Annotated in this window: 14 protein-coding genes and 1 tRNA gene; 12 read left to right on the forward strand and 3 right to left on the reverse strand. The window is 62.5% G+C overall.

Features of this window, described 5'->3' with window-relative positions:
* Nucleotides 1–7 precede the first annotated feature (7 nt).
* A complete protein-coding gene (locus CCE89_RS07010; protein ID WP_086437335.1) occupies nucleotides 8–790 on the reverse strand; it encodes an SDR family oxidoreductase in 783 nt (260 codons plus the stop codon).
* Nucleotides 791–843: 53 nt separating this feature from the next.
* Between CCE89_RS07010 and pepN the strand changes: the two genes are divergently transcribed.
* The 9 genes from pepN (at nucleotide 844) to CCE89_RS07055 (ending at nucleotide 10,610) form a co-directional block, all read left to right on the forward strand.
* Entirely contained in the window at nucleotides 844–3,495 is a 2,652-nt protein-coding gene (pepN, locus tag CCE89_RS07015; protein ID WP_086437336.1) for an aminopeptidase N, read from the forward strand.
* A 7-nt stretch (nucleotides 3,496–3,502) separates the two neighbouring features.
* Nucleotides 3,503–4,249 carry a peptidoglycan editing factor PgeF gene (pgeF, locus tag CCE89_RS07020; RefSeq protein ID WP_086437337.1) on the forward strand — a complete coding sequence of 249 codons (747 nt, stop codon included), beginning with the start codon at nucleotides 3,503–3,505 and terminating at the stop codon, nucleotides 4,247–4,249.
* A gap of 225 nt (nucleotides 4,250–4,474) precedes the next feature.
* A complete protein-coding gene (gene petA / locus CCE89_RS07025) occupies nucleotides 4,475–5,050 on the forward strand; it encodes a ubiquinol-cytochrome c reductase iron-sulfur subunit (RefSeq protein ID WP_086437338.1) in 576 nt (191 codons plus the stop codon).
* A gap of 17 nt (nucleotides 5,051–5,067) precedes the next feature.
* A complete protein-coding gene (locus CCE89_RS07030) occupies nucleotides 5,068–6,360 on the forward strand; it encodes a cytochrome b (RefSeq protein ID WP_086437339.1) in 1,293 nt (430 codons plus the stop codon).
* A gap of 37 nt (nucleotides 6,361–6,397) precedes the next feature.
* Nucleotides 6,398–7,240 (forward strand): cytochrome c1, encoded by an 843-nt coding sequence (locus CCE89_RS07035; protein WP_086437340.1) that lies wholly within the window; start codon nucleotides 6,398–6,400, stop codon nucleotides 7,238–7,240.
* Between the two features lie 105 nt (nucleotides 7,241–7,345).
* The gene (locus tag CCE89_RS07040; RefSeq protein ID WP_086437341.1) at nucleotides 7,346–7,882 is read left to right on the forward strand and encodes an adenine phosphoribosyltransferase; all 537 of its coding nucleotides are present in this window, start codon (nucleotides 7,346–7,348) and stop codon (nucleotides 7,880–7,882) included.
* An 83-nt stretch (nucleotides 7,883–7,965) separates the two neighbouring features.
* Entirely contained in the window at nucleotides 7,966–9,831 is a 1,866-nt protein-coding gene (locus CCE89_RS07045) for a cation:proton antiporter (protein ID WP_086437342.1), read from the forward strand.
* A 17-nt stretch (nucleotides 9,832–9,848) separates the two neighbouring features.
* Nucleotides 9,849–10,430, forward strand: a complete 582-nt coding sequence (locus CCE89_RS07050; RefSeq protein ID WP_159456609.1) for an OmpA family protein — start codon at nucleotides 9,849–9,851, stop codon at nucleotides 10,428–10,430.
* A 106-nt stretch (nucleotides 10,431–10,536) separates the two neighbouring features.
* A tRNA-Gly gene (locus CCE89_RS07055) sits at nucleotides 10,537–10,610 on the forward strand.
* 200 nt (nucleotides 10,611–10,810) lie between these two features.
* Here the strand turns inward: CCE89_RS07055 and CCE89_RS07060 are convergent.
* Both CCE89_RS07060 and panC read right to left on the reverse strand, forming a co-directional pair.
* On the reverse strand, nucleotides 10,811–11,566 hold the full coding sequence (locus tag CCE89_RS07060) for a helix-turn-helix transcriptional regulator (protein WP_143255982.1): 756 nt from the start codon (nucleotides 11,564–11,566) through the stop codon (nucleotides 10,811–10,813).
* A 67-nt stretch (nucleotides 11,567–11,633) separates the two neighbouring features.
* The gene (panC, locus tag CCE89_RS07065) at nucleotides 11,634–12,494 is read right to left on the reverse strand and encodes a pantoate--beta-alanine ligase (protein WP_086437345.1); all 861 of its coding nucleotides are present in this window, start codon (nucleotides 12,492–12,494) and stop codon (nucleotides 11,634–11,636) included.
* An 82-nt stretch (nucleotides 12,495–12,576) separates the two neighbouring features.
* Here panC and CCE89_RS07070 point away from each other — a divergent pair, with 82 nt between their 5' ends.
* From CCE89_RS07070 to pgmG, 3 genes are all read left to right on the forward strand, one after another.
* Nucleotides 12,577–13,386, forward strand: coding sequence for a division plane positioning ATPase MipZ (locus tag CCE89_RS07070; protein ID WP_234989988.1), 810 nt, complete (start codon nucleotides 12,577–12,579; stop codon nucleotides 13,384–13,386).
* Nucleotides 13,387–13,390: 4 nt separating this feature from the next.
* Nucleotides 13,391–13,702, forward strand: coding sequence for a J domain-containing protein (locus tag CCE89_RS07075; RefSeq protein WP_086437346.1), 312 nt, complete (start codon nucleotides 13,391–13,393; stop codon nucleotides 13,700–13,702).
* Nucleotides 13,703–13,798: 96 nt separating this feature from the next.
* Nucleotides 13,799–15,202 carry a phosphoglucomutase/phosphomannomutase PgmG gene (gene pgmG / locus CCE89_RS07080; protein ID WP_086437347.1) on the forward strand — a complete coding sequence of 468 codons (1,404 nt, stop codon included), beginning with the start codon at nucleotides 13,799–13,801 and terminating at the stop codon, nucleotides 15,200–15,202.
* Nucleotides 15,203–15,213 lie beyond the last annotated feature (11 nt).

Here is a 15,213-nt window from a genome sequence, read left to right on the forward strand (position 1 = left end):
GTCGCCGCTAAATCAACGAAGCAAGGCCTTCCTTGTAGGTCGGATATTTCGGCTCCCAGCCGAGCACGCGCTTCGCCTTGCCATTCGCGACGCGGCGGTTCTCCGAGTAAAAGCCGCGCGCCATTTCGCTGAGATTCGCTTCCTCCAGCGTTTCGAGCGGTGGCGGCTCTACGCCAAGCAGGCGGCAGGCTTCCTCGGTCACGGCATTGCTGCTGGCGGGCAAATCGTCGCCGAGGTTGTAGGCACCTGCGGGGGCGTGGCTGTCGATGGCCGCCAGCACGCCCGATACGATGTCCTCGACATGGATGCGGCTGAAGACCTGATCCGGCATGTCGATCCGCCGCGCCTTGCCTTCCCGCACGCGGTCGAGCGCGCTGCGCCCCGGCCCGTAGATTCCGGGTAAGCGAAATACGCGCGCGCCCAGCTCCATCCATTGCGCATCGGCTTCGCTGCGGGCCGAGCGCCTGCCGGTCCCTGTCGGCGCGCTCTCGTCCACCCAGGCTCCCTTCTGGTCGCCGTAGACTCCCGTCGAAGAAAGATAGCCGATCCATTGGCCGCTCAATGCTTCGCGATAGTTTTCCAGCACGGGATCGATCCCGGCTTTCCGGTCGGGCGGCACCGAAGAGAGGACGTGGCTCGCTCGTCCGAGCGCCGCGCCGACCGCTTCGGAATCGCCGAAATCCACATTGCCTGCGCTGCCGGTCGCATTGACCTGCCAGCCGCGCGCCTTCAGCGCATCGGCGATGCGACCTGCCGTATAACCCAGACCGAAAATGAACATTTGCGCCATGCTGCGCGTTCTAAGCCTTGGACCCCGGCCTCAATCAACCTAAATCGAGACTCATGGATATTGTAACGACCCCCACCACGCCCGATGGCAACCCCGAACTCGCCGATGCCGCGCCGACCCCGCACGAGCCGCCGGTAATCCGCCGGGAGGATTACAAGCCTTATCCCTGGATCGTGTCGGAGACGCATCTCGACTTCGATCTCGGACTGGACGCAACGCGGGTCGTGTCGAAGCTCACCGTCGCGCGCAATGCCAAGGCGGATCCGGCCGACACCATGCGCCTCAATGGCGACGGTCTCGAACTCCTGTCGGTCAAGGTCGATGGCGAGGTGGTCAATAACTGGCGCATGGACGGCGACGACCTGATCCTGCCGCTGTCATCGGACGCGCACGAGGTGGAGATCGCCACGGAAATCGATCCGTCGGCCAACACCCAGCTGATGGGGCTCTATGCCTCGGGCGGAATGCTGTGCACACAGTGCGAGGCCGAGGGTTTCCGCCGCATTACCTTCTTCCCCGACCGGCCCGATGTGCTTTCGGTCTACACCGTCAAGATGCGCGGCTCTGCCGAGCAATTCCCGGTCATGCTGTGCAACGGCAATGAAGTCGCGACCGGCGAGGAAGAGGGCGAACGCTGGGCCGAGTGGCACGACCCCTGGCCCAAGCCGTCCTATCTCTTCGCGCTGGTCGCGGGCGATCTGGTCAGCAATCGCGGCACCTTCACCACGATGAACGGCCGCGAGGTCGAACTGAACATCTGGGTGCGCGAGGAAGACCTGCCGCGCACCGATCACGCGCTCGAATCGCTCAGGAAGTCGATGAAGTGGGACGAGGAAACCTTCGGCCGCGAATACGACCTCGACCTGTTCAACATCGTCGCCGTCTCCGATTTCAACATGGGCGCGATGGAGAACAAGGGGCTCAACGTCTTCAACACGAAATACGTGCTCGCTGATCAGGAAACCGCGACCGACGCGGATTACGACGCGATCGAAGGCGTGATCGCGCATGAGTATTTCCACAATTGGTCGGGCAACCGCATCACCTGCCGCGACTGGTTCCAGCTGAGCCTCAAGGAAGGCTTCACCGTCCTGCGCGACCAGCTGTTCAGCCAGGACATGCAGGGCGAAGCGGTCAAGCGGATCGAGGACGTGCGGATCCTGCGCGCGGCACAATTCCCCGAGGATTCGGGGCCGCTCGCCCATCCGATCCGGCCTGACAGCTACCGCGAGATCTCGAACTTCTACACCGCGACGATCTACAACAAGGGTGCCGAGGTCATCCGCATGATGCGGACCATGGCTGGTCCTGAAAAGTTCCGCGAAGGCACCGATCTCTATTTCGACCGCCACGATGGTGAAGCCGCGACCTGCGAGGATTTCGTCAGCGCGATCGAGGATGGCGCCGGACTCGACCTCAAGCAGTTCCGGCTGTGGTACAGCCAGGCAGGCACGCCCCGCGTCACCGTAGCGCAAGAGGTTGTCGGTGACGGTCTGAAACTGACGCTTTCACAAGAAGTGCCCGCTACGCCGGGACAGTCCGAGAAGAAGCCGGTTCCGATCCCGCTGCGCCTCGCGGTTCATTCGCGCGCCAATGGAGCCACCGGCCCTGAACAGCTGGCTGTGCTGACCGAGGCCGAGCAGACCTTCGAATATCCGCTCGCCGGTCCCGATCCGGTGGTGTCGATCAATCGCGGCTTTTCCGCGCCGGTCAGGATCAAACGCGATGTCAGCCAGGACGATCTGGCTTTCCTCGCGGCATCCGACGACGATCCTTTCGCCCGCTACGAGGCATTGCAGGAGCTTGCTGTCGGGCATCTGGTCGCGGTCGCTTCCGGCGATCGGTCCGATGCCGACAGGGCCGCTGGCGAAGATGCTCTGGCGAAAGCGCTCGGCGCGATTCTCACCGACGATGCGCTCGACGATGCGATGCGCGGCGAGCTGATGACGCTGCCAAGCGAGAGCTATCTCTTCGAGCAGATGGACCGGCCCGATCCGGCGCGTATTCACGAAGCGCGCGAAGGATTGAAGGCGACGCTGGGCACCACGCTCGCGAGCGAGTTCCATGCGCTCTACGACCGCTGCGAAGCCGTCCCCTTCGATGGCGAGGGCGCGCGCGGTGCGCGCAAGGTCAAGACGCAGGTGCTCACCTATGCCGCTGCGAGCGACCCGGCCAAGGCGGCCGAGCTGGCCGCGCACCAGTACGACAAGGCCGACAACATGACCGACCGCCAGGGTGCGCTCATGGTGCTGTGCGGCCTCGAATGTCCCGAGCGCACGGCGCGGCTGCTCGATTTCTACAATCGCTACAAGGGCAATGCGCTGGTCATCGACAAGTGGTTCACCCTGCAGGCGCTCTCGCTCCACCCGCAGGCGATCGAGCATGTGAAGGCGCTGGCAAAGCACGATGACTTCACGCTCCGCAATCCCAATCGCGTGCGCTCGCTCTACATGGCCTTCGCCGGTAATCCGCAGGCCTTCCACGCCGCCGACGGCGAGGGCTATCGCATGCTGGCCGACCTCATCCTCGAGCTCGATCCGATCAATCCGCAGACGGCGGCGCGTTTCGTCCCCTCGCTCGGCAAGTGGCGCAAGATCGAGGAAGGGCGCGCCGAGAAGATGCGCGGCGAGCTCGAGCGAATCGCCAAGGCGGGCAATCTCTCGCGCGATATCTACGAGCAAGTCGCACGCAGCCTCGAGGGGTAGGGCTCTGATGGCCGCAGCCGGTTTCGACCTGGAGCGCGCCGAGGTTCTCGGCGCTGTGCCGCATGGTTTCGCCGGCCATGGCGGCGGAGCGCACCAGTTCGGTTATGGCGGGGAGGGCGATCCGGCACAGATTGCAGCCTCGCGCGCCGGGGTGGCGAAAGCGATTCTGGCTGGCGGCATGCTGGTTGCGCCGCACCAGGTCCATTCGCCGGACGTTATCACTATAACCGAAGCGTGGACGGACGACCCCGAGGGCCGCCCGGTTGCCGATGCGCTTGTGACCGCAACGCCGGGTCTCGTACTTGGCATCGTCACCGCTGATTGCGCGCCGGTGCTGTTCGCCGATCCCGGCGCGGGTGTAATCGGTGCAGCGCACGCGGGCTGGCGCGGCGCGCACTCCGGCTTGCTCGAAAACACTTTGGATGCAATGGAGGCGCTCGGCGCGCATCGCGGCGATATAGCCGCCGCCATCGGTCCGACCATTGCGCAGGCCAGCTACGAGGTCGACGAGGGCTTCCGCGAGCAGTTCGAAGTTGAGGATAACCGGTTCTTCGCGCCCGGTCGCCCGGGCCACTGGCAGTTCGATCTGCCTGCCTATGTCGCTTCGCGATTACGCCGGGCGGGCGTCGAAACGATCGAGGACTGCGCGCTCGACACCTATGATCTGGGCGAGCGCTATTTCTCCTACCGCCGCGCGACGCACGAAGGCGCGCCCAATTACGGACGCCAGATCAGTCTCGTCGCCCTCAGCTGACGCTTGCACATTTGCGAACAATTGCTTCCTAAAAGGCGGTTGGCAATATCGCGCATTGCGTCTATCAGCGCGCCCAAACAGGGGTCTGCGGCTTTCATTGAGAGGGTCTCTCCCCGGTTGAGCTGCGGCGGGATTTCCTCCAGGTCTTCCTTGCCGTGATGACAATTGATTGACAGCCCCGCCATCCGGCACACGGGGTGATAGGCTTGAGCAAGGTTAAGGCTGATGGCTGAAACGACAGGCACCGCAACTCCAGACATGGTCGCAGACGGCGGCGAAGATGGTGTTCGGCGGCGCGACTTCATCAATATTGCTGCTGTGGGCGCAGCGGGTGTGGGCGGCGTTGCCGTGCTGCTGCCGCTGATCAGCCAGATGGCACCGTCGGCTGACGTTCTCGCCGAGAGCAGCACCGAAGTCGATGTCTCGGCGATCGAGCCTGGTCAGGCGATCAAGGCGGTGTTCCGCAAGCAGCCGCTTTTCGTGAAGCGTCTCACGCCTGCCGAGATCGAAGCGGCCAACGCTACGCCGACCGGTTCGCTGCGCGATGCCGAATCGCTCGCCGATCGCACCAAGGCCGGACACGAAGACATTCTCGTGACCATGGGTGTGTGTACGCACCTTGGTTGTGTGCCGCTCGGTGCTGCTGAGGGTGAGCTCAAGGGCGAATATGGCGGGTATTTCTGCCCCTGCCATGGCTCGCACTACGATACGGCCGGTCGCATCCGCAAGGGTCCTGCGCCGACCAACCTCGAAGTTCCCGAATACGAATTCCTGTCCGACACTGTCATTCAAGTCGGCTGATTGCTGAGAGAAACCCTATGAGTTTTGCCTGGGCACGCGAATACGAACCCAAGACGGGTCTGACGAAGTGGCTTGACGAAAAGCTGCCGCTACCGCGCCTCGTCTACAATGCCGTCGGTGCCGGCTATCCGGTTCCGCGCAACCTCAACTACATGTGGAATTTCGGCGTTCTGGCCGGGTTCTTCCTCGTTCTGCAGATCATCACCGGGGTTATCCTGGCGATGCACTATGCAGCAAATGCCGAGGTTGCCTTCGCGACGACCGAGCACATCATGCGCGATGTCAACTGGGGCTGGGTAATGCGCTATGCGCACGCCAACGGCGCCAGCTTCTTCTTCGTCGTCATTTACCTGCACATCTTCCGCGGCCTGTTCTACTCATCATACAAGGCTCCGCGCGAGATGATCTGGCTGCTCGGCGTGGTTATCTTCCTTCTCATGATGGCGACCGCCTTCATGGGCTACGTGCTGCCCTGGGGTCAGATGAGCTTCTGGGGCGCCAAGGTCATCACCGGCCTGTTCGGCGCTATTCCGCTGGTGGGCGAGCCTCTGCAGATATGGCTACTGGGCGGATATGCGCCCGATAACGCGGCTCTGAACCGCTTCTTCTCGCTGCACTTCCTGCTGCCGTTCGTGATTGCGGGTGTCGTGATCCTGCACATCTGGGCGCTGCATATCCCGGGTTCCTCGAACCCGACCGGCGTCGAAGTGAAGAGCGAGAGCGACACGGTGCCGTTCCACCCTTACTACACGGCGAAGGACGGTTTCGGGCTCGGCCTTATCCTGATCATCTTCTCGATCTTCGTGTTCTACATGCCGAACGCGCTGGGTCACCCGGACAACTACATCGAGGCGAACCCGCTTTCGACCCCGGCGCTGATCGTTCCCGAATGGTACTTCTATCCGTTCTACGCGATCCTGCGCGCCTTCACGATGGACTTCATCCTGCCGGCCAAGCTGTGGGGCGTCATCGCGATGTTCAGCTCGATCCTGCTGTGGTTCTTCCTGCCCTGGCTCGATCGTTCGCCGGTACGCAGCGGGCACTATCGCCCGATGTTCCGCAAGTTCTTCTGGTTCGGCCTGATCCCGTGCATGGCGCTGCTGTTCTATCTTGGCGGCCGCCCTGCCGAAGAACCCTATGTGATGCTGAGCCAGCTGGCGACGGCTTACTACTTCCTGCACTTCCTGGTGATCCTGCCGATCATCAGCATGGTCGAGCGGCCCGAGCCGCTGCACTATTCGATCACCGAAGCGGTGCTCGGATCGGATAAGAAGGCCGTGCTGGGCGAAAACGCGGAGCCTGCGGTTTGACCGCGGCCGCCAAAGGACGAGAGAAAGAGACGAACCAATGATCCGCCTTTTCGCAATCCTTATCGGTCTGGGCTTCGCAGGCGTTGCACTGATCTCCTTCCTGTTCGGCGCCTATGCCGCCGCGACCGAGGAGCCGATCAAGCACCTGCCCTATGAAGAGCCGATGGATATCGACTTTTCCTTCAACGGGCCTTTCGGCAATTGGGACCGCCAGCAGCTGCAGCGCGGCTACCAGGTCTACAAGGAAGTTTGTGCCGCCTGCCACAGCCTCAAGTTCGTGGCTTTCCGCAATCTTGCCGACCTCGGCTATTCGGAAGCGCAGGTGAAGGCAGAAGCGGCCAGTTGGCAGGTTCCGGGCATCGATCCTAACACCGGGGAAGCGACCACGCGTCCGGGTGAACCGACCGATTATTTCCCGTCGCCCTATCCCAACAAGGTCGCAGCTGCTGCGGCGAACAACAACGCGATCCCGCCGGATCTCTCGCTGATCACCAAGGCGCGTCACGACGGCAGCAATTACGTCGCGTCGCTGCTGACCGGTTATCAGGATCCGTCGCCCGAAGTGCTCGAAGAGCATCCTGAGGCGGCACCGGGACCGGGTCTCTATCACAACGTCTACTTCCACAATCTCAACATCGCGATGGCCCCGCCGCTCAGCATGGATGGCCAGGTGACCTATGCCGAGGGCAATCCGGAGCCGACCATCAGCCAGATGTCGAAGGACGTGGCGGCATTCCTGACCTGGACCGCAGAACCGACCATGGTGAAGCGCAAGCAAACCGGCCTTGCCGTTCTTGGCTTCCTCCTGTTTGCGACGATCCTCGCCTATCTGTCGAAGAAGCAGATCTGGTCCTCGGTCAAGCCGCGCCGGGAAGACTGATCGCGGGATAAAACCGATCCTGACACACAAGACACAAGACGCCCTGCCGTCCCCATCGGGATGGCGGGGCGTTTTGCATTGGGAATTACCGTGCGGGGACTGGAAATGACACAAGACGAGCTCAGGGCACTGATCCGCACCGTGCCGGACTTCCCGGCGAAGGGCATCCAGTTCCGCGATATCACGACGCTCCTCAATCACGGTGCGGGGTTGAACGCGACGATCGCGCATCTTGCCGATATGGCGCGCGCCAGCGGCGCGGAAGCGATTGCTGGCATGGAGGCGCGCGGCTTCATATTCGGCGCTGCGGTCGCCGTGCAACTGGGGCTCGGCTTCGTCCCCGTCCGCAAGCCCGGCAAGCTTCCGGTCGAAACGATCGGCATCGACTATGCTCTCGAATACGGCAGCGACCGGCTCGAAATCGATCCGAGCCTGATCGCCGACGGACAGCGTGTGGCAATCGTCGATGATCTCATCGCGACGGGAGGTACTGCACTTGCCGCAGCCGAACTGCTCCGTACGGCGGGCGCAGATGTGGGCCATGCCTTATTCGTGATAGACTTACCTGATCTGGGCGGCGCGGACCGGCTGCGTGCGGCCGATCTATCGGTCGAGGCGCTCATCCAGTTCGAGGGCGACTGAGCGGCTTCGATCCGGGAAGCGGGAAAGATTCGCTCTCCGGCGCATTTTGCAGGTGAAGCTTTACGCGAGGGGCGGTCAGCCGAATGAATTCGATAGCACTTACTGTAGCCATTGTGGGCGTGCTGGGCATCGGCGCACAATGGCTCGCCTGGCGCACCGGCTGGCCTGCGATCGTCCTGATGCTCGCCGCCGGTTTCATCGCCGGGCCGATAACCGGGCTGATCGATCCTGAAGCGGCGTTCGGCGAAATGCTCGAGCCGATGGTCGGGATCGGTGTTGCACTGATCCTGTTTGAGGGCGGGCTAAGTCTTGATCTGCGCGAACTGCGCCATTCCGGCGACGCGGTTTGGCGTCTTGCCACTGTGGGCGTCATCGTCGGTTGGGTGCTCGGCGCGGCAGCGGGCTTCTATATCGCCGGTCTCGTGTGGCCGGTAGCAGTGCTGTTTGGCGGCATTCTGATCGTTACCGGTCCGACCGTCGTCATTCCGCTGCTGCGACAAGCCAATATCCAGGCGCGGCCAGCCTCGATCCTGAAATGGGAAGGCATCGTCAACGATCCGACCGGCGCGCTTTGCGCGGTCATCGCCTATGAGTATTTCCGCCGCGTCGCAGAAGCACCTGGCGCTTCGCTGGTCGAGGTTGTTCCGCCGCTGATCTTCGCCGCGATTCTCTCGGGCCTGATCGGCTATGCCGCAGCCAAGGTCATCGCCTACCTATTCCCTCGCGGGGCAGTGCCCGAATATCTCAAGGTGCCGGTGCTGTTCATCACCGTCATTGGCGTGTTCGTGATCTGCAACAAGATCGAGCATGAGGCAGGTCTCGTCGCCGTCACCGTTATGGGCGTGGCGCTCGCCAATATGGCTGTCTCCAGCCTCAGAAGTATCCACCCGTTCAAGGAGAACGTTGCGGTTCTCCTCGTCTCGGGCATCTTCATCCTGCTGTCCGCTTCGCTCCAATGGGAAGAGCTGAGCTATCTCCAGACCAGCTGGCGTCCGCTGCTGTTCCTGCTCGCCTTGCTGTTTATCGTTCGCCCGCTGACGGTTCTGATCAGTCTGCTCGGAACGTCCGTCCCATGGAACGAGCGGCTCTTTATCGCCTGGATCGCGCCGCGCGGTATTGTGCTGGTTGCAATCTCCGGCCTGTTCGCCCTGCGCCTCGGAGACCTCGGCATCGAGGGTGGTCAACTGCTGACCGGACTCAGTTTTGCGGTCGTCGTCGCTACCGTCATCGCTCACGGCTTCACGGTGGACATCGCCGCGCGTCTGCTCGGCATCAAGGGGACCTCGCGCCCCGGCTTGCTCATCGTCGGCTCGACCCCCTGGACGATTGCGCTGGCGAAAGAACTGAAGGCGCTGAAAACTCCCGTGATGGTCGTCGATTCGAGCTGGCAGAGGCTCGGCCCGGCCAGACGCGAAGGCCTGCCCTTCTATCATGGGGAAATCCTGAACGAGGCAACCGAGCACAATCTCGACCTGTCGCCCTTCCAGGTGCTGGTCGCGGCGACGGAGAACGAAGCCTACAATACGCTCGTCTGCAACGAGTTTGCGCACGAGATCGGCCGCGATTCTGTCTACCAGCTTGGCGAAAGCGTCGATGAGGATGACCGCCACGCATTGCCCCCATCGCTGCGCGGTCGCGCCTTGTTCGAATCCGGATTTGGGGTCGCCGACGTCAACGAGCGCCAGTCCGAAGGCTGGGTCTTCCGCAAGACGAAACTGTCGGACGAGTTCGATTTCGAAGACGCGCAGGAAAAGCTTCCTGAAAGCACCCACATGCTGATGCTGATCCGTAGCGGCACTGGCCGCCTGCGCTTCTTTACCCACGCAGCCCGGCCGGACCCCCGTGCCGGCGATACGATCATTTCCTTCTCGCCGCCTGCCGAAAGGCACAAGGATCAGGTGGCTCGCCGGGCACAACGCGGCGGCGGTTCGAGCCCGCAACCTGCATGACCAAGGAGAACTCAAACATGAGCCCACAATCTCTCACCGCTCCTGCCGTGGCACTCCTGCTCGCCGGCGCGCTTGCCGCTTGCGGCGAACGTAATGAAGAGCCGGAACCGGTCGTCACTCCTACGTCCGATGGCGAACCCGTTTCGATCCTTCGCCCCGATGTCGAGATCGAGCGCCCTGTCGATCCGCTTGAGCCGCTCGCAACAACAATAGCTTTCGCGGAAGGTGGCAGCGCCCTTAGCGATGCTGCGGTGGCGGCACTTGAGCGGGTTCTCGAATCCGAGCAATTCCAGGAAGGCGGCGCAATCACCTTGCGCGCTCACAGCGATGCGGGGGGATCGGACGAGGCCAATATGCGCGCCTCCATGGCCCGCGCCGAAGCTGTGCGTGACTGGCTGGTTGAGAACGGCACGGATGCGGAGCGCATCACTACGATCGCTTTCGGCGAGCAGAATCCGATCGAGCCCAACGCTCTTCCCGATGGATCGCCCAATGAAGAGGGCCGCGCCGCCAATCGCCGGGTCGAACTGACCATTGCTATTCCCGAAGCTGGCGCGGACGCCCCAGCGGAAGATGCGGCGGAGGATCCCGAAGCCTGATTCGCCACCGCGATCCGGCCAAAGGTCGGGGATTGGATGGTGAAGACAGTTATTGACGAAGCCCGTGTAATCATGGCAATTGCGCGCGCCCACTGAAGGTGCCCGGGCGGGTATAGCTTAGTGGTAAAGCCCTAGCCTTCCAAGCTAGTTATGCGGGTTCGATTCCCGCTACCCGCTCCAACTTTCCGACAATTTGCACGTCTCGAAACCGGCGCTTGATCGGGCCGATTCATACGCTCCAGGCATGAAAAAGCCGGACGCGCCGATTGTTCGGCTGCGCCCGGCTGAAACCCGAAAGGCTCTTGCTGCCAATCTTGCGAAGGCCAGTAACACCCCTGCAATAATATGGCTTGTCCCCCACCTGAGGGGCGATGATCTGGCTAGTTGCGCCAGCGCGGTCGGTGGGCCGCTTTCTTGCTGTGTTCACCCGTCGCAATTAGGCCAAGAGCGACGGCCTTCACCGCGGCTGCGGTGCGGTCGGAGACGCCCAGCTTGGCGAAAATCCGCTTTACGTAACTGTCGACCGAGTTCTTGGTGATGCCGAGGATTTCCGCGATCACGGCATTGCTCTTTCCTTCGCCGATCCAGCGGATCACGTCGAGTTCGCGCTGGGAGAGATCGGGCGGTTCTTCGTCACGTACGCTGACGAGCTCGCAATAGCGCTGGAAGCAAAGCTGCGCCGCCACCTGGACTTTGCGCACGAGCGCATCGTCGATGACGACACCCTCGTGCGGATTGCCGACACCGACAAAGCCGGCCCGGGCAAAGGGGCCGGTGCAGGGTACTCCGACCCCTTCTCCAATCCGGCTGAGAAACTCCTTTTGCTGTCGCGTCAGCCTGGCAAGGCGCGGCGCGTCCGACCAGCGGAAGGCGCTGCTACGATTGAGTGCAATGTCGGGCAGGGGATCGTACTTCCAGCCGTATTCGCGGTAGTGCTGCTCGGATAACTCTGGAAAGCCGACGTTCCACAAGACTCGTCCGACGCGGCGGTCGGCCACCACGGGCGCAAGGAAATAGAGCGAGTCGAACTCGATTGCATCGAGGATCAGGTGAATGGCGCGACGAAAGGAGACCACGCTGTCAGCCTGCGCGGCCTGCGCCAGTGCATCCCAGTAATCGACCTTGCCTTGGCTCATCGCGCTGGCAGCCGGCGATGCCGGTGCCTTCGCCCGAACATAGGACGAAGGGCCGATTCCCTCCAAGTCAGTTTTTGCCGACCGCCATATTGTCGATCAGTCGCGTGCCGCCAATCCGCGCGGCGACCAGCAGCCGCCCGGTCGAATCGCCGAGTTCCGTCAATCTTGCGAGCGAGCGCGCATCGGCCAGATCGGCGTAATCGACCCGGTCGAAGCCTTCGCCGAGAAGCTCGTCCTCGAGCGCGGCAAGCGTCCGGGTGACATCCGCGCCATCCTCGATCCGTGCGATGGCCTCGCGCATGGCGCGGGGCAGAGTGGCGGCCGCTTCGCGTTGTTCGGGCGACAGGTATCGGTTGCGGCTCGACATCGCGAGGCCATCCGCTTCGCGCACCGTCGGCACACCGATGATGTTGCTCACGTGCGGTGCGGTCAGGCCGAGATCGCGCGCCATCGTGCGGATCACGGCGAGCTGCTGGTAGTCCTTCTCGCCGAAGAACGCCTTGTCGGGCATGACCTGGTTGAAGAGCTTGCACACGACCGTCGCGACGCCATCGAAATGGCCCGGGCGGTCGGCGCCGCAGAACCCCTCGCTCACGCCGGTTACCGAAATGCTCGTTGCAAACCCATCGGGATACATCGCCTCCACCGTCGGAGCCCAGAGCAGTGAAACGCCCTCGCCCTCCAGCATGGCCGAATCCTCGGCCAACTGGCGCGGATAGGCGTCAAGATCCTCGTTCGGCCCGAACTGGGTCGGGTTGACGAAGATCGATGCGATCACGTGGTCGCAGGCCGATTTCGCCTCGCGGATCAGCGTCAGATGCCCTTCGTGCAGCGCGCCCATGGTGGGAACGAGCCCGATGGTCGCGCCCTGTTCACGCAACCCGGCTAACGATTTTCTCAACATTTCGAGTGTGCTGACGGTTTGCACGGGTTGGCCCCCTCGGATACTATCTGCAGCACTCCTAGACCGCCCAGCGCGGCCCTTACAAGAGAATGGAAAGCCCTCAGCCGTGTCGCAGCAACGCCCCCACCGCATCGTTTTCGCCAATGAAAAGGGCGGCACGGGCAAATCGACGACTGCGGTGCACGTCGCTGTCGCGCTCGCCTATCGCGGAGCGCGCGTGGCGGCGATCGATCTCGACCCGCGCCAGCGCACCTTCGCGCGCTATCTCGAAAACCGGGCAGAGACGGCAGAACGGCGCAAGATCGACCTGCCTAGCGCCAACTTCGCGGTCTACGAAGGCGATGTCGAAGGGATGGAGGCGCTCGCTGCCGAGATCGGCGAAGGCTGCGATTTCCTTGTCTTCGATACGCCGGGTCGCGACGATCCGCTCGCACGCCATGCCGCGACCGAGGCCGATACGCTGGTCACGCCGATGAACGACAGTTTCGTCGATTTCGACCTTATCGGCCAGGTCGAAGGCGAGACATTCAAGGTCAAGCGGCTGAGCTTCTATGCAGAGCTGATCTGGGAAGCGCGCATCAAGCGCAGCCGCGCGACGATCGAGCAACAGCGGCGCGAGATGGACTGGGTCGTCGTGCGCAACCGTACCGGCCATGTCGAAGCGCGCAACATGACGCGTATCGAGCAGGCGCTCGCCGAACTGTCGAAGCGCGTCGGCTTCCGTGTTTCGCACGGTCTCTCCGAGCGCGTGATCTACCGCGAGCTCTTCCCCTCGGGCCTGACTTTGCTCGACAAGGGGCATCTGGGCGAACTCGGCACCAGTCACTTGGTCGCGCGGCAGGAGCTTCGCCAGCTGGTCCAGTCATTGAACCTGCCCGACTTCATGCGCGCCGAGCCGCGGCTGGAGCTCGCCTGAGACCATGCTCAGGCTGCTCGTCATCGCGGCGATCGCCTGTCTCGCGATCAAGCTCGTATTCGGAAAATGGCCGTGGGAATATTTGCGCGGGCAATCGACCCGTAGCCAGGCGCTGTTCCGCGCGCGCAAGCTTCTCGGCGTGCGTCAGGGCGCAAGCCATGGAGAAATCGTCGATGCGCACAAGCGGCTCATCGCCATGATCCATCCCGATCGCGGCGGCACCAACGAACAGGTGCATGAAGCCAATGCGGCGCGCGACCTGCTGCTCGACGAACTACCCGATAGTTTGAGCGATAATTCGCACCGCGACGGCTGATTTACTTCGTCTTTTCATGTTTGCCCTTCACATGAAGGTTAGGGCGCGCCAGTAACGGGCGAGCATCTGCAAACCTAGAGAAAGCGATTTCCCACAATGAGTCACCAATTCGACGAAACCGTTCTGCGCGAATACGACATCCGCGGGATCATCGGCGAAACGCTGGGGCCGGACGATGCCCGCGCCATCGGGCGCAGTTTCGCGACCCTGCTGCGCGAGGCGGGTGGAACGAAAGTGGCGGTCGGATATGACGGACGGGTAAGCTCCCCGATCCTCGAACATGCGCTGATCGAAGGTCTTACATCCAGCGGTTGTGACGTGGTCAGGATCGGCATGGGGCCGACCCCCATGCTCTATTATGCAGAAGCGTCAGCCGAAGAGGTGCACGGCGGCATTCAGATAACAGGCAGCCACAATCCCGCCAACTACAACGGCTTCAAGATGGTATTTCAGGGGAGACCGTTTTTCGGGGAGGACATCCAGAAACTCGGCCGGATTGCGGCTGCTGGCGAATGGCTCGACGGAACCGGGGAAGTCGAGACGCGCGACATCCTCGACGAGTACGTCGCGCGCCTCCTTGCAGGTCTCGAGGGGGTCGAACTTTCGAACCTGCAAGGACTGAAGATCGCCTGGGATGCGGGAAATGGAGCCGCCGGACCTGCGCTCGAGAAGCTCGCGGCGCGCCTTCCCGGTGAGCACCACCTTCTTTTTACCGAGGTCGATGGTAATTTTCCCAATCATCATCCTGATCCCACTGTCGAAGAGAATCTGGCTGATCTGAAGGCGCTCGTCGCCGAGAAGAACCTCGATTTCGGAGTGGCTTTTGACGGGGATGGCGACCGGATCGGCGCTATCGACGGCGAAGGCCGCGTGATCTGGGGCGATCAGCTGCTGATGATCTATGCCGAGGATTTGCTCCAATCCCGACCTAACGAGACGATTATCGCCGATGTGAAGGCCAGCCGCGCGCTGTTCGATCATGTCGCGGCGCATGGTGGGAAGCCGCTGATGTGGAAGACGGGCCATTCGCTGATCAAGTCGAAGATGAAGGAAACCGGCTCTCCGCTGGCGGGCGAGATGAGCGGTCACGTGTTCTTCGCCGACACCTATTACGGTTTCGACGATGCGCTCTACGCCGGGGTACGTCTGATCGCCGCCTCTGCCCGTCTCGGCAAATCGGTGACGCAGTTGCGAAGCGACATGCCTGCCATGCTCAACACGCCGGAAATGCGTTTCCAGGTCGATGAAAGCCGCAAGTTCGCCTCCATCAAGGAGATCGCCGAGCGGATCGCCGCGAGCGATGCCGTGGCCGACACGACCGATGGCGTACGCGTCACCACCGACGATGGCTGGTGGTTGCTGAGAGCGTCCAACACGCAGGATGTGCTGGTCGCACGCGCAGAGAGCGAAAGCGTGGAAGGCCTCGAGCGGCTGATGGCGCAGATCGACGAACAACTCGCCTTGTCGGGCCTCGAGCGCGGCGAAAGCGTGGGTCACTGATTACCAAGGGG

This window comes from Altererythrobacter xiamenensis (genome assembly GCF_900177715.1).
Lineage (GTDB): Bacteria > Pseudomonadota > Alphaproteobacteria > Sphingomonadales > Sphingomonadaceae > Erythrobacter > Erythrobacter xiamenensis.